This window comes from Clostridium sp. Marseille-P3244 (genome assembly GCF_900120155.1).
Taxonomy (GTDB): Bacteria; Bacillota; Clostridia; order Lachnospirales; family Lachnospiraceae; genus Mediterraneibacter.
In genome coordinates this window covers 2,249,303-2,268,485 of sequence record NZ_LT635549.1, presented here as the reverse complement: position 1 = coordinate 2,268,485, position 19,183 = coordinate 2,249,303, and the positions used below count along the sequence as shown (strand labels likewise).

The 19,183-nt window shown below is 43.5% G+C and carries 24 protein-coding genes and 1 pseudogene; 24 read left to right on the top strand and 1 reads right to left on the bottom strand.

The window, feature by feature from the left end; genetic code table 11:
- Nucleotides 1-64 precede the first annotated feature (64 nt).
- From BQ7367_RS12620 to BQ7367_RS12570, 11 genes are all read left to right on the top strand, one after another.
- Nucleotides 65-952 carry a sulfide/dihydroorotate dehydrogenase-like FAD/NAD-binding protein gene (locus BQ7367_RS12620; protein ID WP_072525763.1) on the top strand — a complete coding sequence of 296 codons (888 nt, stop codon included), beginning with the start codon at nt 65-67 and terminating at the stop codon, nt 950-952.
- Nucleotides 952-2,346, top strand: a complete 1,395-nt coding sequence (gene gltA / locus BQ7367_RS12615) for an NADPH-dependent glutamate synthase (protein WP_072525762.1) — start codon at nt 952-954, stop codon at nt 2,344-2,346. The genes BQ7367_RS12620 and gltA overlap by 1 nt, the downstream gene beginning before the upstream one ends.
- 63 nt (nt 2,347-2,409) lie before the next feature.
- On the top strand, nt 2,410-3,123 hold the full coding sequence (locus tag BQ7367_RS12610) for a DNA alkylation repair protein (RefSeq protein WP_072525761.1): 714 nt from the start codon (nt 2,410-2,412) through the stop codon (nt 3,121-3,123).
- Nucleotides 3,124-3,333: 210 nt separating this feature from the next.
- Nucleotides 3,334-3,537, top strand: coding sequence for a helix-turn-helix transcriptional regulator (locus tag BQ7367_RS12605; protein WP_072525760.1), 204 nt, complete (start codon nt 3,334-3,336; stop codon nt 3,535-3,537).
- Between the two features lie 108 nt (nt 3,538-3,645).
- Nucleotides 3,646-4,356 (top strand): ABC transporter ATP-binding protein, encoded by a 711-nt coding sequence (locus tag BQ7367_RS12600; protein WP_072525759.1) that lies wholly within the window; start codon nt 3,646-3,648, stop codon nt 4,354-4,356.
- A complete protein-coding gene (locus BQ7367_RS12595; protein ID WP_072525758.1) occupies nt 4,349-5,926 on the top strand; it encodes a hypothetical protein in 1,578 nt (525 codons plus the stop codon). The genes BQ7367_RS12600 and BQ7367_RS12595 overlap by 8 nt, the downstream gene beginning before the upstream one ends.
- Nucleotides 5,927-6,165: 239 nt before the next feature.
- On the top strand, nt 6,166-6,813 hold the full coding sequence (locus tag BQ7367_RS12590) for a flavin reductase family protein (protein ID WP_072525757.1): 648 nt from the start codon (nt 6,166-6,168) through the stop codon (nt 6,811-6,813).
- A gap of 70 nt (nt 6,814-6,883) precedes the next feature.
- Nucleotides 6,884-7,216 carry a DUF3795 domain-containing protein gene (locus BQ7367_RS12585; protein WP_072525756.1) on the top strand — a complete coding sequence of 111 codons (333 nt, stop codon included), beginning with the start codon at nt 6,884-6,886 and terminating at the stop codon, nt 7,214-7,216.
- Between the two features lie 38 nt (nt 7,217-7,254).
- A complete protein-coding gene (locus BQ7367_RS12580) occupies nt 7,255-7,707 on the top strand; it encodes a GNAT family N-acetyltransferase (protein WP_072525755.1) in 453 nt (150 codons plus the stop codon).
- Between the two features lie 171 nt (nt 7,708-7,878).
- Nucleotides 7,879-8,337 (top strand): VOC family protein, encoded by a 459-nt coding sequence (locus BQ7367_RS12575; RefSeq protein ID WP_072525754.1) that lies wholly within the window; start codon nt 7,879-7,881, stop codon nt 8,335-8,337.
- Between the two features lie 28 nt (nt 8,338-8,365).
- A complete protein-coding gene (locus BQ7367_RS12570; protein WP_072525753.1) occupies nt 8,366-9,001 on the top strand; it encodes a GyrI-like domain-containing protein in 636 nt (211 codons plus the stop codon).
- A 195-nt stretch (nt 9,002-9,196) separates the two neighbouring features.
- On the opposite strand, the pseudogene BQ7367_RS15030 reads toward BQ7367_RS12570, so the two are convergent.
- Nucleotides 9,197-9,451, bottom strand: a pseudogene (locus tag BQ7367_RS15030) (FKBP-type peptidyl-prolyl cis-trans isomerase); the annotation flags it as partial.
- 444 nt (nt 9,452-9,895) lie between these two features.
- Here BQ7367_RS15030 and BQ7367_RS12560 point away from each other — a divergent pair.
- The 13 genes from BQ7367_RS12560 to BQ7367_RS12495 all read left to right on the top strand — a co-directional run bounded on the left by BQ7367_RS12560 (nt 9,896) and on the right by BQ7367_RS12495 (nt 19,177).
- Nucleotides 9,896-11,977 (top strand): HelD family protein, encoded by a 2,082-nt coding sequence (locus tag BQ7367_RS12560; RefSeq protein WP_442855387.1) that lies wholly within the window; start codon nt 9,896-9,898, stop codon nt 11,975-11,977.
- 100 nt (nt 11,978-12,077) lie between these two features.
- Nucleotides 12,078-13,511, top strand: coding sequence for an FAD-dependent oxidoreductase (locus tag BQ7367_RS12555; RefSeq protein ID WP_072525750.1), 1,434 nt, complete (start codon nt 12,078-12,080; stop codon nt 13,509-13,511).
- Between the two features lie 42 nt (nt 13,512-13,553).
- A complete protein-coding gene (gene rlmH / locus BQ7367_RS12550) occupies nt 13,554-14,033 on the top strand; it encodes a 23S rRNA (pseudouridine(1915)-N(3))-methyltransferase RlmH (protein WP_072525749.1) in 480 nt (159 codons plus the stop codon).
- Between the two features lie 142 nt (nt 14,034-14,175).
- Entirely contained in the window at nt 14,176-14,628 is a 453-nt protein-coding gene (locus tag BQ7367_RS12545) for a DUF3990 domain-containing protein (RefSeq protein ID WP_072525748.1), read from the top strand.
- Complete coding sequence (locus BQ7367_RS12540; RefSeq protein ID WP_072525747.1) at nt 14,625-15,095, top strand: hypothetical protein; 471 nt, start codon at nt 14,625-14,627, stop codon at nt 15,093-15,095. Before BQ7367_RS12545 ends, BQ7367_RS12540 begins: the two co-directional genes overlap by 4 nt.
- Nucleotides 15,096-15,238: 143 nt before the next feature.
- Nucleotides 15,239-15,592 (top strand): DUF3784 domain-containing protein, encoded by a 354-nt coding sequence (locus tag BQ7367_RS12535; protein ID WP_083588939.1) that lies wholly within the window; start codon nt 15,239-15,241, stop codon nt 15,590-15,592.
- Between the two features lie 90 nt (nt 15,593-15,682).
- Nucleotides 15,683-15,943, top strand: a complete 261-nt coding sequence (locus BQ7367_RS12530; RefSeq protein ID WP_070089257.1) for a DUF4160 domain-containing protein — start codon at nt 15,683-15,685, stop codon at nt 15,941-15,943.
- Between the two features lie 19 nt (nt 15,944-15,962).
- Nucleotides 15,963-16,247: a DUF2442 domain-containing protein gene (locus BQ7367_RS12525; protein ID WP_072525745.1), complete on the top strand. Its 285-nt coding sequence runs from the start codon at nt 15,963-15,965 to the stop codon at nt 16,245-16,247.
- Nucleotides 16,248-16,800: 553 nt separating this feature from the next.
- Nucleotides 16,801-17,058, top strand: a complete 258-nt coding sequence (locus tag BQ7367_RS12515; protein WP_442855386.1) for a hypothetical protein — start codon at nt 16,801-16,803, stop codon at nt 17,056-17,058.
- Complete coding sequence (locus tag BQ7367_RS12510; RefSeq protein WP_072525742.1) at nt 17,042-17,320, top strand: DUF4160 domain-containing protein; 279 nt, start codon at nt 17,042-17,044, stop codon at nt 17,318-17,320. The genes BQ7367_RS12515 and BQ7367_RS12510 overlap by 17 nt, the downstream gene beginning before the upstream one ends.
- Before the next feature lie 457 nt (nt 17,321-17,777).
- A complete protein-coding gene (locus BQ7367_RS14900; RefSeq protein ID WP_268874772.1) occupies nt 17,778-17,906 on the top strand; it encodes a hypothetical protein in 129 nt (42 codons plus the stop codon).
- On the top strand, nt 17,885-18,295 hold the full coding sequence (locus tag BQ7367_RS12500; protein ID WP_072525740.1) for a TIGR04076 family protein: 411 nt from the start codon (nt 17,885-17,887) through the stop codon (nt 18,293-18,295). The genes BQ7367_RS14900 and BQ7367_RS12500 overlap by 22 nt, the downstream gene beginning before the upstream one ends.
- A gap of 21 nt (nt 18,296-18,316) precedes the next feature.
- A complete protein-coding gene (locus BQ7367_RS12495) occupies nt 18,317-19,177 on the top strand; it encodes an aminoglycoside 6-adenylyltransferase (RefSeq protein WP_072525739.1) in 861 nt (286 codons plus the stop codon).
- Nucleotides 19,178-19,183 lie beyond the last annotated feature (6 nt).

The window sequence follows — 19,183 nt, the reverse complement described above, 5'->3', positions numbered from 1 at the left end:
CGTAAAATATAGCGTATTATAGTGAAAGAGCGACTTTTAAGGAGGAAGACAAGGAGGAAAGACCATGTATCAGATCATGAAAGCAGAAAAACTGGCAGACAAGATCTTTCTGATGGACGTGCATGCGCCCCGTGTGGCAAGCCACTGTCAGCCCGGCCAGTTTGTGATTGTAAAGATGGACGAAAAGGGAGAGCGTATCCCGCTTACGATCTGTGACTATGACAGGGAAGCTGGAACGATCACCATTGTTGTACAGGAAGTAGGAGCTTCCACTACAAAGATGGGCCAGCTTAAAGAGGGCGATTATTTCCGCGACTTTACAGGTCCGCTGGGATGTCCTTCCGAGTTTGTACATGAAGATCTTAAGACACTGAAGAACAAGAAGATGCTTTTTGTCGCAGGAGGCGTCGGCGCGGCGCCGGTATACCCGCAGGTAAAATGGCTCCATGAGCGGGGGATCGCCGCAGATGTTATCGTGGGAGCGAAGACAAAAGATATGCTCATTCTGGAGGATGAGATGAAAGCGGTCGCAGGCAATTATTACCCGTGTACGGACGACGGCACATACGGTCATGCGGGAATGGTTACCACCATGGTAGAAGAGCTTGTGAACAACGGAGAGAAATATGATGTCTGTGTTGCGATCGGTCCGATGATCATGATGAAGTTTGTCTGTCTGCTGACCAAAAAGCTGGAGATCCCCACTATTGTCAGCATGAACCCGATCATGGTGGACGGAACCGGAATGTGCGGGGCATGTCGTCTGCAGGTGGGCGATGAGATCAAATTCGCCTGCGTGGACGGACCGGAATTTGACGGACATCTTGTAGATTTTGACCAGGCGATGAAGAGAAGCCAGATGTATAAGACAGCGGAGGGCCGTGCGATGCTGAAGCTCCAGGAGGGCGACACCCATCACGGCGGATGCGGACATTGCGGAGGTGACGAATAATGGCGGATGTTTTGAAGAAAGTTCCTGTCAGGGAGCAGGATCCCAAAGTGCGGGCGACAAACTTTGAGGAAGTTTGTCTTGGATATAATAAAGAAGAGGCCATGGAAGAGGCCGAAAGATGCTTAAACTGCAAGAACGCGAAATGTATCCAGGGTTGTCCGGTTGCCATCGATATTCCGGCGTTTATCCACGAAGTAAAAGAAGGCAATATTGAAGAGGCATACAAGGTGATCGGCAAGTCCAGCGCGCTTCCGGCGATCTGTGGGCGTGTCTGCCCCCAGGAGTCTCAGTGCGAAGGAAAATGTATCCGCGGGATCAAGGGCGAGCCGGTATCCATTGGAAAGCTGGAGCGGTTTGTGGCGGATTATGCGCTTGAAAATGACATCAAACCAGTAGGCGCAGAGACGAAGAACGGGCATAAGGTAGCCGTGATCGGTTCCGGACCGTCCGGGCTGACCTGCGCAGGCGACCTGGCAAAGATGGGCTATGATGTGACGGTGTTTGAGGCCCTGCATGAACTGGGCGGAGTGCTTGTGTACGGCATTCCAGAATTCCGTCTTCCGAAGCAGAAAGTAGTCGCAAAAGAGATTGAGAAAGTAAAAGAGCTGGGCGTGAAGTTTGAGACGAATGTAGTGATCGGCAAGTCCACTACCATTGATCAGCTTATGGAGGATGAAGGGTTTGAGGCGGTATTCATCGGATCCGGCGCGGGGCTTCCCATGTTTATGGGGATTCCGGGAGAGAATGCCAATGAAGTGTTCTCTGCCAATGAGTACCTGACAAGGAGCAACCTGATGAAGGCCTTTGATGATTCCTATGATACGCCTATTGCGGCCGGTAAAAAGGTGGCAGTGGTCGGCGGAGGAAACGTAGCCATGGACGCTGCAAGAACGGCGCTTCGTCTGGGAGCTGATGTACATATCGTGTACAGAAGAAGTGAGGCGGAGCTCCCGGCCAGAGTGGAAGAAGTACATCACGCGAAGGAAGAGGGCGTCATTTTTGATCTGCTGACCAACCCCAAGAAGATCAATGTGGATGAGAACGGAAACATCACCAGCATGACTGTGATCAAGATGGAGCTGGGTGAGCCGGACGCTTCCGGCAGAAGACGTCCTGTGGAGATCCCGGGATCCGAGTACGATATCGAGGTCGATACAGTTATTATGTCACTGGGAACCTCTCCGAACCCGCTGATCTCCTCCACTACAAAAGGACTGGAGACAAACCGGAGGAAGTGTATCGTTGCTGATGAGGACAACGGACAGACTTCCAAGGAAGGCGTATTCGCCGGCGGAGACGCCGTGACCGGAGCGGCTACGGTCATCCTTGCCATGGGCGCTGGGAAAGCCGGAGCGAAAGGTATTGATGAATATCTGAAGAATAAAGAAAAATAAGAAATATTTAAAAGGCTCCCTGTCGCAGGTCGACAGGGAGTATTTTTAAAGAAGGAGAGGACGATGGTTCAAAAGATCAGACAGAAGATGCAGGGGCTGGCGGAAGAGGACTATAAAGAGTTTAATAAAAAACTGATCCCAGGAGTGGATAAAGTCATGGGCATCCGGCTGCCGGCGTTGAGAAAACTTGCGAAGGAGATCGCGAAGGAAGATTTCCGCGCATATCTGGATGAAATGGAAGAGCAGAAGGAATCTGATCTGTATCATGAGGAGATTATGTGCCAGGGAATGGTCCTGGGTTATGCCCGGATGGACCAGGAGGAGAGGCGGAAATACCTGGATGAGTTTGTGCCGAAGATCACCAACTGGGCGGTATGCGACAGCTGCGTGACGGGATATAAGTTTATGGAGAAAGCTCCAGATTACTGGTTCGATTACCTCAAAAGATACCAGGATAGTCCGAAAGAATTCGAGATCCGTTTTATGATCGTGTCCATGATGTCCCATTTTGTAGATCAGGAGCACATTGATGAGATCCTGCGGATCTGCACCGAGATTAAACACCAGGGATATTATGCGAAGATGGGCGCTGCCTGGGCGATCCAGGTCTGTTATGTGAAATTCCCGGAGAAGACGAGAGCCTTGCTGGAACATAACGAGATGGATGACTTTATACACAACAAAGCAATTCAGAAAATACGGGAATCCTACCGTGTGAGCAAAGAAGAAAAAGAAACATTGAATCTGCTGAAAAGAAAAACCGGCATTGCAGGGTAGAAACGAGAGTACGGATTGAAAGGTTCGTACTCTTTTTCTTTTGTATCACCTTAGCAAAGCAGACGGTTTGTCAAAATGCAGGAGGCTTATTTCCATTGAGATTTCGTTTTTATAGAAAGCACATTTTATGGAAAGTATGCTTGACATTTTCGCACTCCTTGCTATAATATAGATATGGAAAGTTTACTTTCCGTAGAAAGGAGGATCACCGTGAAAAACCGTTTAGAGGAAATCCGCAAAGAACGGGGAATCAAGCAGGAAGAACTTGCCGCCGCATTAGAAGTATCCCGGCAGACCATCGGCTCGTTGGAAAATGGGCGATACAATCCTTCTATTATATTGGCGTTTAAGCTTGCACGGTATTTTGATATGAGCATTGAAGATATTTTCATTTATGAGGAGAGGGAGCAATGAAAAAGAAAACGGGAATGTATCTTGTGTAGTAGGAGCTTTCCTGCTGAAAACAATAATAGACTTTATTTTGGTGAGGTATTACCAACATAAGATGTGACGGAGGATATTATGAAATTTGTAATTGAGCATTTGTCAAAAAGTTTCGAGAGAAAAGAAGTTCTCAGGGATATTAACTTTACATTCGAAGAAGGAAAAATTTACGGCTTGCTTGGCAGGAACGGCGCTGGCAAAACAACGCTTTTCAACTGTCTTAACAGAGATTTGAAAGTGGATGATGGGAAGTTTTATATAGAAGATGAAAACAGAGTTTCTCGTGAGGTAGTCGCAGATGATATCGGGTATGTGTTGTCTACCCCGACCGTACCGGAATTTCTAACGGGCAGAGAGTTTTTAAAGTTCTTTATGGACATCAATGAGAAGACTATAAAAAATCCGAAAAGCATTGACGAGTATTTTGACTATATGAGCATTGAGCCGGAGGACAGGGATAAACTGCTCAAAGACTATTCTCACGGTATGAAAAACAAAATGCAAATGCTCATCAACATTATCGCACAGCCGAATATCCTGCTGCTCGACGAGCCTTTAACATCCCTTGATGTGGTTGTGGCGGAAGAAATGAAGCAACTGCTGCGCTCGTTGAAACAAGACCGTATCACTATTTTCTCCACGCACATTATGGATTTGGCGCTTGATCTGTGCGATGAAATTGTATTGCTCCATCACGGCGAGCTGGAGGTTGTCGAGAAAACAGATTTAGACAGTAAGGAGTTTAAAGACAAGATTATTGCAGCATTACGGGAGGAAGAAAATGAATAAAACGCTAAAGATTTCTTTCTCTCTGAAAAATACATATCGTGTAAATGGTATTTTGTTTTCTCTAAAGCAGATCCCGCTCTTAAAGCGGCTGCTTCCTGCAGCGCTGTATAAAGTAAAGGGGCTTAAAATTTTTGCAAATATAGTGTCTGTGTTATGGGAAATTATTTCTACATTCATCGGCAAGCTGCTTTACTTTGTTACGATGGTATGCGGTATTGGTATCCTGTACAAAACGCTGCCGGAGAATGAGGTGTTTCTGCATATCCTGCTGATTCTCACTGTGATCGGAAGCTTTACGAATACCAACCTTTTTAATCCGACAAAGGATAAGTATTATGCGATGATCCTTATGAAAATGGACGCGAGGGAATATACACTGGTAAACTATATCTACTCCATTCTGAAGGTTGTCATTGGATTTTTGCCGTTCACGATTTTATTTGGCATGGACAGAGGCGTGCCTTTGTGGTTTTGCCTGCTTCTGCCGTTTTGTATAGCGGGTATGAAAGTGTTTGTTGCAGCCACCTCTTTGTGGGACTATGAGAGGAGAGGGTTTGGATATAACGAAAATAAGCTGTCTAAATATGTATGGGGCTGTATCACTCTGCTTTTGGGCATAACTTATGCTCCGCCTGCCTTTGGATTTGTCCTGCCGGAATTTGTATCAATGGTTGTCTTTTTGGCATGTATTCCATTGGGAATAGCAGGTATGATAAAAGTCCTGACTTTTCGTGATTATCTTGCAATCAACAAGGAATTGTTGTCCGGTTTAACGAATCAGATGGATAGCACCGCAAAGACGCAGCTTGCAAAACAGGTAAACGAAAAGAAAATATCGACGGATACTTCGATTACAAGCAACCGCAAAGGTTTCGAGTACCTGAATGAGCTGTTTATCAAAAGACACAAAAAGATACTTTGGAATTCTACGAAAAAGATTTCCTATGTATGCGCTTTCCTTGTTGCCGCAGTGCTTGTGACAGTTTACCTGTTACCGGAAGAAAAATCCGACATCAACAAAATCGTGATGACCTGGCTTCCGTACTTTGTGTTTATTATGTACGTGATCAACCGTGGTACGAATTTCACTCAGGCGCTTTTTATGAATTGCGATCACAGCTTACTGACCTATTCGTTTTATAAGCAGCCCAACTTTATATTGCGGCTGTTTCAGATCCGCTTGCGTGAAATTATGAAGATCAATGCTGTTCCAGCTCTTGTGATCGGTGGCGGGCTGGCGCTGATCCTCTTTGCTACCGGAGGAACAGACAATCCACTTAACTATGTTGTGCTGATCGTTTCTATCCTGTGTATGAGCCTGTTTTTCTCCATTCATTATCTTACGATTTACTATCTGCTCCAGCCGTATAATGCCGGAACAGAACTGAAAAGCGGAACATACCGTCTTATTTTGACAGTAACTTATTTCGTCTGTTTTGCTTTAATGCAGCTCCGTATGCCGATTATGATCTTTGGAATAATGACGATTGTGTTTTGCGTGCTTTACAGCATAGTTGCAAGTATTTTAGTATATCGTCTGGCTCCAAAAACATTCAGGCTCAGGACATAAGACAACGGCTTGAACTGTTACAGGCAATCATAATAGTTATCTCCCAAATGAGAACGGAGGATTTTATATATGAGAAAATGTCCATCTATATGGAAGATGTAGAAAAGCTGTGATATGCGGCGCGTATATAAGCGGACTCGTTATTGCCGCAGGAGAAGCTGACGGATTGATTATATTATAATTGACGGAGTGAACGGTTATGCCACCGTAGCTCCAACGGAATTAAGAAAGGTGCAGCGATGAAGATAGAGATTGAAAAGGATTTCCCGCAGTATTTTAAACCTGCCTATCCGGAGGAATTTGAACTGTTTTCCCATTTTGAAGTAACGGCAGGAATACCGACCGTTCTGTTTGCAATTACCACTTGGAAAGAAAACGGCAAGCCGAATGTATGCTTTCATTCTTGGAGCTGCTTCCACGGAGATAAGACAGCCTTCTTTGCCGTGATGGGTAACTTGTACCAACATACTCATACCTACGCCAATATCCAAAGGGGAAAATGCTTTTGCATTAACTTCCTTCCGATAAGCTATTATGATAATTTGGTAAACACCATTCATCACAACGAAATAGACGATGACGAATTTGCGGCAGGAGGCTTTACGATTTCCAATGCAAAAACTATTCACGCACCTGTAATCAATGAGGCGTTTCTCAGTATGGAATGTACTTTGAAAGAGTTGCAGGATTTAAGCGGTGCGGGAATTACTGCTATGGTAATCGGGCAGGTGCAGCATATTTCTGTTGAGGAGGCATATGCACAGGGGTATGAACAGCGATATGACAAGGACGGATTTATGATGTTGATTCCTGCACCACAAGACCTTGTTACCGGAGAGCCGAATCAATCTGCGATTGCAACGGTGCATATCGAAAAATACGATTGATTTCATATCTGAAAAAGCAGCAGGCGCAGTTTATTGCAGATATAAAAAAGCATTGGGAGGAATATAACCTATGAAAAATATGATTGGATATTGCGGACTGGATTGCGAAAAATGTGACGCATACCTTGCGACCGTCAATGACGATCAGGCATTGCGGGAGAAAACGGCGAAATTATGGGCAGAATTAAATAACGCCCCCATTCTGCCGGAACATATCAACTGCGAGGGCTGTCGTGTGAATGGAGCGAAAACGGTATTTTGTGAGCATATGTGCGAAATCCGGAAATGTGCTTTGGAAAAAGGAGTTTCCACTTGTGGCGACTGTTCCGAATTAGAAACCTGCCCGACAGTTGGAGCGATCCTCGAAAATAATCCGGCGGCTTTTAAGAATTTGAAAGGATAGAATACATAGAGTAACAAATTATAATTTTGGAGGACGATATGAAAGAATATACTTATGTTACTCTAAGACAAAAACCTGAATTAAAAGAAGAAGCTGCGATATGGTTTCATGACATATGGGGAGTGCCACAGGAAGCTTATCTTGAATGTATGGAAGCCTACCTTAATAATACAACAGAATATGGTTGGTATCTTTGCTTGGACGGTGGGCATATTGTAGGCGGCCTTGGCGTGATCGAAAATGATTTTCATAACAGAAAAGATCTTACACCCAATGTATGTGCGGTATATACGAAGAAGGAATATCGCTGCCAGGGGATTGCGGGACAATTACTTGACATCGTTGTGAAGGATATGAAAGCCAAGGGAATAAGTCCGCTTTATTTGATTACAGATCATACAACTTTCTATGAAAGATATGGCTGGGAATTTTTATGTATGGTACAATGTAATGATGAACTCAATATGACAAGAATGTATATTCACAGATAATTTTCAATCTGTGGGTCGACAGGAGAATTTATGAAAAAATCAGTTTGTTTATAGCGATGAGTCTTGAATAATAACATTGGCTCATATTCTGAATTTGATGATTATATAAAGTTGTTGGCTATTAAAAGAAAACCAAATCGGAAATAATGATGAGAATATTTGGGAGGAAAAATGAAATTAAAAAATCCTATGCTGGTAGTAACTGATATAGACAAATCGGTTGAATTTTATAAAAAAGTCTTTGGACTTCATATCATTATGGACTTTGGAGCAAATAAGACTCTGACAGGCGGTTTAGCTCTGCAAACGTCTGAAACATATAAAGAGTTTATCGGTACGGATGATATTTCTTTTGGCGGCAATAACTTTGAGCTTTATTTTGAGGAAGATGACTTCGACAGGTTTGCCGATAAGCTGAAGGAATGTGATATTGAATATGTCCACCCGATTATAGAACATTCGTGGGGACAGAGAGTCGTTCGCTTCTATGATCCGGACAAACATATTATCGAAGTCGGAGAAAATATGAAGGTTGTATGCAAACGCTTCCTGGACAGCGGAATGACGCCGGAAGAGGTCGCGGAACGAATGAATGTACCTATGAAGTTTATAAATGCCTGTATGCGGTAAAATAACTGTTTGATAAGGAGTAAAGAAAATGGCCTTCGATTACAAGAAAGAATACAAGGAATTTTATATGCCGAAGAATAAACCCGGTATTATAGAGATCCCGAAAATGAACTATATCGCAGTCCGTGGAAAAGGTAATCCCAACGAGGAAAACGGAGAATACAAAAGATCAATCAGCCTGTTATACGGAATTGCCTTTACCATAAAGATGAGCTACAAGGGAACGCATAAGATCGAAGGTTTCTTTGAGTATGTCGTGCCGCCCCTTGAAGGGCTTTGGTGGCAGGAAAATACACAGGGACTTGATTATGCCAGAAAAGAAGATATGCACTTTATCTCTATGATCAGGCTGCCGGACTTCGTAACGAAAGAAGATTTTGAGTGGGCAGTTCAGGAAGCAACGAAAAAGAAAAAGCAGGACTTTTCAAAAGTTGAGTTCTTCCCCTATGATGAGGGACTATGCGTTCAGTGTATGCACATCGGCTCTTATGACGGCGAGCCTGCCACCGTTGATTTAATGCATGGCTATATGAAATCAGCTGGATACGAACTGGATATTACGGACACAAGATATCATCACGAAATCTATCTGAGTGATCCGAGAAAATGTGATGTGAGCAGGCTGAGAACGGTCGTGCGTCACCCGATTCGGCGAGCGGAATAAACGGCAATATGGAGGTCATTACGCAAAAAAGAAGCTAATCTCCGGGATACACAGCGCAACGCAGCCTCTCAAACAGATCAACGCATAAAAAGAAAACAGTGTAACCCGCTGCAAAACGGGTTACACTATCTTCATGCATTTACTGCCTTATTCACACGGGGTATTTGTCAGTCGGTTTTTCTTTTAATAAATGCCATTGATTGTTACTTCAAAGAGAGCTTCTTTTCCGCTCAGATCCGGATTGTTTGAGTAAGGATCCGGGAAAGTCACATATACATCCACTGTATCGCCGGGATGGGCGCCGATGAGCTGTTCCTCAAAATCATCAATATATTCACCGGAGCCAATGGTCAGAGGAGTCCCCTGTCCCTGTGTATTGCCTCCCTCAAACTCGACTCCGTCAACACTTCCTACATAATCGATATTGACAGTGTCGCCGTCTTCTATCGTGAGAGAGGTATCGGTAGAATAGTCTGTTCCGGTTTCCCCGGAGCTGTTTGATCCGTCAGTATCGGAACCTTCCTCTGAGTCTGACGTGTCTTCTGAATCTTCTGATGTTCCTGAATCTTCCTCTGTTCCTGCATCTGCCGTGCTTTCTGTATTTGTATCATTGCCCTGGCTGCTTTCGTCCGGAGAAGTGACAGAGTCATATACGATCACTCCGATCAGGACGATGACGGCGAGAAGAGGAATGGTGATCACCAGGATCTTGCTCACTTTTTTGCGGAGCGCTTTTTTTCGTCGTTCTTCGGCCCGGCGCTGCTGAGCCATCCTCCGGTTTTCTTTTTTCATTTTTTGTACCTCATTTCTTTCAGATATCCTTTTTGCATTATATAGATAAAATATGACTAATTTGTGATTTCTTTTCAAAAAATACATGGTATACTATAAACTATGGCAAAAGCAAAGACAGAACTGGAGAGAAGAAAAATGGCAGAAAACAGCAGAAGGTTTGACGGAAGACTTTTTCTTGAAGATATAAATGAGAAGCTTAAGATACGGCTGGAAGAGATCAGCAGACAGCTGGATGAAGGACAGAGAGAGATCGAGGACATGCACGAGTATTACTGGGAAAACTATACAGAGATGGACCAGTACGGGTATGAGGATTATGACAATCAGCAGGCTTTGCTGCACCAGGTGAACGCCAACGAGGAAAAGACAAAACTGAAGCGGAGATTTGAGAAGATGCTGGATTCTCCCTTCTTTGGAAGGGTAGACTTTATTTTTGAAGGGGAAGAGGAGGCGGAACCTTTCTATATCGGTATTGGGAATTTTGCCGAGAAGGCAGGAATGACACCGCTGATCTATGACTGGCGCGCTCCGGTGAGCGGACTTTTTTATGATTACGACAAGGGACCTGCGGCCTATGAGGCTCCTTCCGGCACAATTCAGGGCGAGATCCGGGCAAAATGGCAGTACAAGATCCGTAAAGGTAAAATGGTCTACGGGTTTGAAAGTGACGTGAAGATCGACGACGACATCTTAAAGCGGGAACTGGGAAATAACGGGGACGCGAGACTGAAGAGTATTGTGCGGACGATCCAGAAGGAACAGAACGCGGTTATCCGGAATACAAAAGACCGGATCATGGTGATCCAGGGAGCGGCGGGTAGCGGAAAGACATCCATCGCCCTGCACCGGATCGCCTATCTTCTGTACCATGACCGGAAAAATCTGAAATCCTCCAATATTCTGATCCTGTCTCCTAACAGTGTATTTGCGGATTATATTTCTCATATCCTTCCGGAGCTGGGCGAGGAAAACATTCGGGAGATGAGTTTTGATCTGTTTGCGTACCGTGAGCTTAAGGATACCGCCGCGGACTGCGAGGACAGATATGACCAGCTGGAACGGATGATGCGGTTTCCGGATGAGCAGGCGAAGGAACGGTTCCGTTTTAAACAGTCAGAGGAGCTGGCCAGGGAGGCAGAAGGATTCCTGGCTATGCTGGAGGATGAACTGATGGAATTCAGAGACATTGAATTCCGGGGAATGCGTCTCTCGGAAGAAGAAATTCTGAAGCTGTTTTACAATAAATTTTATCAGATTCCTATCCTGAAACGGATGGACGCGGTGATGGAATATTTTGTTGATTCCTATGAAACACTCCGGGGCCGGGACATAGAAGAGGAGGACCGGGAGTATCTGCAGCAGAAATTTGACCGGATGTATGTGACGAAAGATATCTATGAGATATATAACAGGTTTCTGGAAACATGTGGTCAGGAAGAGCTTCCGGATCTTCCCTGTGAAAGGAGAAAGATCCCCTATGAGGATGTTTTTCCTATGTTGTATCTCAAATATCGTCTGACCGGCGGTGGAGCTCACAAGAATATCAAACATCTCGTAATCGATGAGATGCAGGATTATTCCTTTATCCAGTATCTGATCTTAAAGGATCTGTTTGACTGCCGCATGACGATCCTGGGTGACCGGGCCCAGACGCTGGATGAAGAGCCTCAGGATGTAACTTCGTTTCTACCGAAAATATTTGGGAAAGAGATCCGGACAGTAGTGATGAACAAAAGCTATCGAAATACGTGGGAGATTGCGGAATATGCCGGGAAAATCAGCGGGATCACGGATATCGAACTTCTGGAACGCCACGGGAAACCGGTGGAGGAAAGGTCTTTTGATTCAGAAGAAGAGATGCTGTCAGCAGTGGCAGAGAATCTGAATCTTTCAGACCAGGGATTTGAGACGGCTGCTGTCATTACGATGACAGAAGAGGAAGCGTTTGATCTCTGCCGTCTTCTTCAAAACCGGGGCGTAGATGCTACTTATGTAGACAGAAACAGTACAGCTTTTCAAAAAGGGCTGACTGTGACCACTTTTTATCTGGCCAAGGGCCTGGAGTTTGACCAGGTGTTCGCGATCCGGGGAAACAGGGAAGATCCCCTATCCCGTCAGGCCCAGTATATCTGTGCCACCAGAGCGCTGCATGAACTTTATGTCTGGCGGCTGAATGACTGAGTGAGAATGAGCGAGAACGTCCGGGTCCTGTGATCCTGATAGTATAAACTGCCTTACCGGGGAAATGTTATTATAGAGAATAAGAAACCAGGAGGCAGTTATGGAGTCTATATGGAGCAAGACCTGTGATATCAGGAAACGGACAGCATTAAACAGGGATGTGGAAGCAGATGTGGCAGTGATCGGAGGAGGTATGGCCGGTATCCTGACCGCATATCAGCTGAAACGGTCCGGGATACGGGCCGTGGTACTGGAAGCAGAACGGATCGGCGGGGGACAGACGAAGAATACGACCGCCAAGATCACAGTGCAGCATGGAATGTTCTGCCATACATTTCTTGAAAAGAAAGGAAAAGAAAAGGCAGAGAAATATGTCCGGGCCAATCAGGCGGCCGCAGAGGAGTACTGGAAGATCGTGGGAAAGGAAAAGATCGACTGCGATCTGACGAGAGCAGATTCTTATGTCTTTTCCGGGGATGGAGAGCGGCTGCTTACAGAGACGGAAGCGGCCCAGAAACTGGGCATTGATGCATCTTACGTGAAGCATACTGAAATCCCGGTCTCCTGCGCGGGAGCAGTGAGGTTCCCGGGGCAGGCTCAATTCCATCCGCTCAAATTCCTGAGGGCAGTGGCGGAACATCTGGAGATTTATGAAAACAGTCCCGTGAAGAAGGTAGAAGAACACAGAGTTTGGACATCCTGTGGCAGTGTGCGGGCAGGAAAGATCGTTTTTGCTACGCATTTTCCATTCATTAATTTCCCGGGAATGTATTTTGCCAGAATGCACCAGGAGCGTTCTTACGTTCTGGCGCTGGAAGGGGCAGAAATGCCGGAAGGAATGTATATCGGTGATGGAGATAACGCGCTGTCATTCAGGAAGTACGGGAAATATGTTCTCCTGGGAGGACAGGGGCACCGGACCGGAGAAAACAAAGAGGGAAAAAGGTATGAAAACCTTCGGGAAACAGCCCGTACCCTTTATCCGGGAAGCAGGGAAGCGGCATGCTGGTCCGCACAGGATTGCATCACAGCGGATCAGATCCCATTTATCGGACAGTATGCTTCCGATCATCCGGACTGGTTTATAGCTTCAGGCTTCCAGAAATGGGGGATGACTTCTTCCATGGCCGCCGCCATGATCCTGCGGGACCTGATCTGCGGGAGAGATAATCCTTTCGCGGAAGTATTTTCTCCTTCCAGATTTTCCGCAGAGGAACTCCCACAGATCCTGAAAGATGGGGGAAAAGCGGTGAAAGGACTGACAAAACGGTTTTTTCAGATATCAGGAGATTCTCTTGGCAGGATACGGCCAGGCCAGGCAGACGTGGTGGAGACTGCTGAGGGAAAGACAGGGGTGTACAGAGACGAAGATGGACAGGTGTATCAGGTAGATATCGTGTGCCCTCATCTTGGATGTGAACTGGAATGGAATCCGGACGAGAAGAGCTGGGACTGCCCTTGCCATGGTTCCCGGTTTGATTACAGGGGAAGGCTGCTGGAGGGACCGGCACAGCAGGATATTTCCGGAGAATAGCAGAAAAATGACAAAAGAAGAGGAATAAGGCGGAGAATCAGTATGAAGATATCAGTAATCTCAGTAGGAAAGATCAAAGAAAAATATCTGAGAGACGCCGTTGCGGAATACGTCAAGAGGCTGAGCAGGTACTGCAGGCTGGAGATGATCGAAGTGGCAGACGAAAAGACGCCGGATCAGGCCGGAGAAGCGGCAGAGGAAGCGATCCGGGCGAAAGAAGGAGAACGCCTTCTCAAATACATCCGGGAGGATATGTATGTGATCACACTGGAGATTAATGGGAAAATGCTCACGTCCGAGGAATTTGCGGAGAAGATCGAGACGCTTGGCATTCAGGGGAAGAGCAGTATCGCCTTCGTGATCGGTGGATCCATCGGCTTGGGTAAAGAAGTGCTGAAACGTTCGGATCTGGCACTCAGTTTTTCAAAAATGACGTTTCCGCACCAGCTGATGCGCGTAATCCTCCTGGAGCAGGTGTACCGTGCGTATCGGATCATAAATGGAGAACCATATCACAAGTAAGGGAGGAATGGAAGAGAGTGGACAGATGATGTTCCGCTCTCTTTTTGTATGAGCGAAAATAAAATGACAGAGTAGTAAACGAATGATATAATGAAGAAAAGTAAAAATGACAAATTGGAATTTGTGAAGGAGTAAAAAGTATATGATTTTATATCATGGAAGCAATGTCATAGTCCAGGAACCGCAGATTTTGGAAAATGGGTTTTACAAAGATTTTGGATACGGGTTTTACTGTACAATTATAGAAAAGCAGGCAAAACGCTGGGCTTTGACAAAACGCAGAAAGCATATTGTAAACCTTTATGAGTACTTACCTGATAAAAATTTGAACATTAAAAATTTTAGTGAAATGACAGAGGAGTGGCTGCAGTTTGTTGTAAACTGCCGACTCGGTTTAAAACATGATTATGACATTGTTGAGGGACCAATGGCGGATGATACAATCTGGGATTATGTTGAGGATTATATGGCTGAACGAATTTCGAAAGAGGCTTTCTGGGAACTGGTTAAGTTTAAGTATCCGACACACCAGATTGTATTCTGTACAGAGAAAGCATTACAGACTATCAAATTCGAAGGGAGTTATTCGCTATGACAAACAAATTTTTCCCGGAAGAGCAGATAACCGAGAACGATCTTTATTTTTTATGTTATATGATAGAACGTGTAGCAAGGAAATTACATCAGAAAAACAAATACGTTGTTAATTCTATAGCGAAGGATGAGTGGGTGCGTCTGATCAGCCTGGCTAATGTACTTCATTGTGAGAATCCCCTGAAAATTGAAGATGAATGGATTGAAGAGTATAAGCTGGAAAAGGGAAATTTTGATATAATGGATGTGGATTTAGAACTAGTAGACGAGATCCCATCAGAAACACAGATGGGCAAGGTGTATACAAGGCTGATTCTGTCAACGTTACAGCCAGAGGAAGATTATATCGATGGAATGATCCGAGTATATAACGATGAAATATGTGACACGATTGATAATTACAACAGCAGTGCATATTATGAACCGTCTTATGTAATAACAAGAGCCTATAATAATGGAGGTTTTTAAAGAGCAGATAATCGCATTTGGATATGTTATGAGGAACCGTATCACAAGTAAGTGCGGTTTTTTCGCATTTGGGTAGGATATAACGTGAAGTAATAAAAATGAAAAAACAAGGTTGACAGATCGGAACTTGTCAAAGTGTTTTTATGAAAGGAGTTGAAAGTATGAATTTCTTTGAGATAGTCCTTACATTGGCAATTTCTTTGGGGGCAGTAGTATGGGGCGTGAATATTTATAATCAAAAGGGCACTTGGTTTCTTGCCGGATGGAATACAATGAGTAGAGAAGAAAAAGCAACATACAATGAGAAAGCAATATGTCATTTGTTTGGAAAATGTGTTGTTTTCTGTGGAATAGGAGCATTTCTTTTATTATATGGTAGCTTTAATCACAATGATTATATTTTATGTGTTGGACTTGGTATAATTGCAATAATGATTATTCTATCCATTATAATACTAAAGATAAATTCAAAAAAATATCGTCAGTACAAATCCTAATTTATCTGTACACAATATGATGTCTAAGCTATAATAAAGTTAATCGTATGTAAGATTAAAGAAGTGAGCTGTTAAGGTGGAGGTATATGTATGCCGGAAATTGCTTTGTTTTATGGAATAAGGATTACTATGTATTATGATGACCATAATCCACCCCACTTTCATGTGGAGTATAATGGAAAAAAGGCTTTGATCGATATAAATGATGTCTGTGTTTTGCAGGGAGCATTGCCATCAAGGCAACTGAAACTTGTGTTGGCATGGTGTGTGATCCATCAGGATGAATTAATGCAAAACTGGGAACTTGCAAAAGATGGGAAACCGTTAAACAGAATCAATCCTTTGGTTTAAATATGAAGGAGGCGCTGTAATGTTAGAATATATTCCAACTGTTGTTCAGGTAATACCGTACGAAGATTATACTGTGGATGTATATTTTGATGATGGGAAAATTGTATGTTGCCATGCAGAAAAAGATTTGTCTCCTAATATTTTTGATCGAATAAAGGCGTATCATATTTTTATGAATAAATGTATGGTTTTAAATGGAACATTGGCATGGGATGTGGCTGGAGGAAGAAATGTAAACGAGTGCATTGATATCGATCCTTTATATTTGCACGAGCTGGAAAAAAGTAAAGAACGAATAGCATAGAATATTAAATATATAAACCGCACTTGGATACGTTATGGAGAGCCATATCACAAATAAATGCGTTTTTTGCATTTGGGTGCGATATGGTGTGAAGTAATGAATCATGTGGAGTATTTAGAAGGGAGTGGACAGATGATGTTCTGCTCCTTTTCGTATGGGTAAGAAAGACAATGACAGGGAAATAAACGAATGTTATAATGAAGTAAAACTAGGCCGACAGATTGAATTTGAAAGTGAGAAAAAGTATGAGAAATAAAGGTCTAAAACAACTAATTTATGTAGTTATTCCAATTATTACAGTATTCTTATGTAGATTATTGAAAGTAGCGCAGGGAGAAAAGAATGAAGAGATTGTATTTGGCATAATGCTTGGGATACTTTTAGATATTATTTTCTTTATTATTCAAAAAATAAGAAACAGATAGAATTCCAACTTTATCGTAAAATTGAACAGAACGACAAATCCTAATTTGAAAGTATCGTTGGTGGGATATAATATAATCTATAAGTATCGCGAAAGAAAGGGAGGAATGATAATATGATGTATCCTTTTATGACATTAAACGATGAAACGGAAATTGTTCATTCTGATATGCAGGATGATGGAAGAGTAAAAGTATATATCGAAAAACCGGATGAACAATATTGTTTTAAACGTGCTACATGCTGGCTCCCCGATTATACATGGGAGGATGTTTACCATTTTTCGAAAGAAGAAATTAAACAGTTTGAAGAAATAATAAGATCAACTGCTCATCTTATTATTGAATTTTCTAAGGAAGGGGGATTTGAAAATGCCTCAAATCTTTAGAATGGGAGAATATTGGATTTATTTTTGGACGAATGAAAATAGGCCTGTTGAACCAATACATGTACATATCGCAAAAGGAAAGCCTTCTGAAAATGCAACAAAGGTATGGATTACTAGCGCAGGGAAATGTCTGCTCTGCAATAATAATTCAGGAATACCTTCACATACACTGCGCAATATTATGAGAATGATTGAGGCGCGTAGTGCAGATATTATTCAGAAAAGATTTACATATTTTGGAGAGATAAACTATTATTGTTAAGGGAGTGGACTGATGATGTTCCGCTCTCTTTTTAATATATGAGAAAGAAAATGACAGGACAATAATCGGATGTTATAATGAAGAAAAGCTGGTCGAAAATCTGAATTCAATGGGAAGCTGCCGGAATCATCCAAGGAGGAAATAGAATATGGAATGGCTGCCGATTCTTGTAATAGTTATAAATGAAGCTGTGGACATTATTCAATCGGGGATGACATCCTGTTGAGGGAAGGTTATTTCTGTATCATTTTTCCGGTAAGTTACTATGATCAGCTGGTCCATACAATTGAACGTAACGATATGGAAGATGATGAATTTTCGGCGGCGGTTTTACTCTTTCCAATGCAAAAACAGTCCATGCGCCGGTTATTCAGGAAGCTTTTATCATCTACAGCATGTTTCCGTCGAAGAAAAATACGCTCAGGGCTATAAGAAGAGATATGGGAAGGACGGATTTATGATGCTGATATCGTCATCTCAGGATCTTGTATCCGGTGAGCCGGGGAAACCTGCGATAGCTGTTGTAAATATCGAAAAATTTGATCAACAGGGAGGTAATATCAGATGCAGCATGAATGTAGAATAACGGTACTGGAAACAAAAGTTTTTACTGATTATCAGGAAAAATATCTTGCAGATCCCAAGTCGGGACCATGCCCATTTTTTAAAGCAGGTGACACATTTATTTTAAAAAGGACAGATGAGCAGGATGATTTTTATCATTTGATGGACGGGAAATTCTGCGGCGAGGCCTGGGACGCGATCAGCAGATATGTCTATACTGCTCTGCAGGGCGGGTCTATCATGCATAAATGGACAAACGATGAGAGAATGATGATCGCCTGCTGTAATGACGGCACGAGACCTGTGATCTTTAAAATAGAGAGAATCGATATTCCGGAGAATGAGGAAGAAAAGCAGTGGCTTGAAAATATGAATTTTAAGAACAGCCCGGGAGATGCCTACACCGGATAATATGAATGGGCAGGTGGCAGAATGCGTACAGAAAAAGAAATGTTTCATATGATTATTGAGACCGCCAGGACAGATGACCGGGTATTGGCGGCATATCTGAAAGGTTCAAGAACAAATCCCAGTGCCCCCAAAGATGTCTATCAGGACTTTGACATTATGTATGTGGTAAAAGAAACGGAAAGTTTCCGCAGGGAACCGTCGTGGATGGATGTTTTTGGAAAAGAGATTCTAAAGCAGGAGCAGGACGATGATTTCGGTTACGGAGAACGTTTTGGCCTGCGCGGACATTCCGATGGAACTTATTCCTGGCTGCTGTTATTTGAGGATGGAAATCGCATCGATATTGGGATTGAGACTGTAGAAGTCATGATAAGGGGAAGTAACCGCAATAAACTCTTTGTTCCGCTTTTAGATAAAGCCGGCTGTCTTCCGCTGAGTCCGCCGCCTACGGATGAAGAATTTTATGTCAGGAAGCCTTCTGCAACAAGATTTTTCGGATGCTGTAACGAGTTTTTCTGGTCCCTTTGCGATGTGGCAAAAGGAATTGCCAGGGATGAGCTCCCCTTTGCGATGACAACTTACTACACTCAGCCGCACAATATGCTGGAAGTAATGTTGGAGTGGTTTATTGGTAGCAGAACAGACTATTCGGTTTCCTGTGGGAAACTAAACAAGTATTTTAAAAAATATTTGCCGGAAGATATCTATACGATATATTTGGAGACTTTTCCGGACAGCAGCTATGAGAATTTCCGGAAGGCTGTGAAAAGATCCTGTCGTCTGTTCCATGAAGTAGGGGTACGGACAGCGGACAGCCTGGGGTTTTCCTATCCGCAGGACAGTGAGAACGGGTTCCTGAAATATTTGGAAATGGTCAAATGACAACAG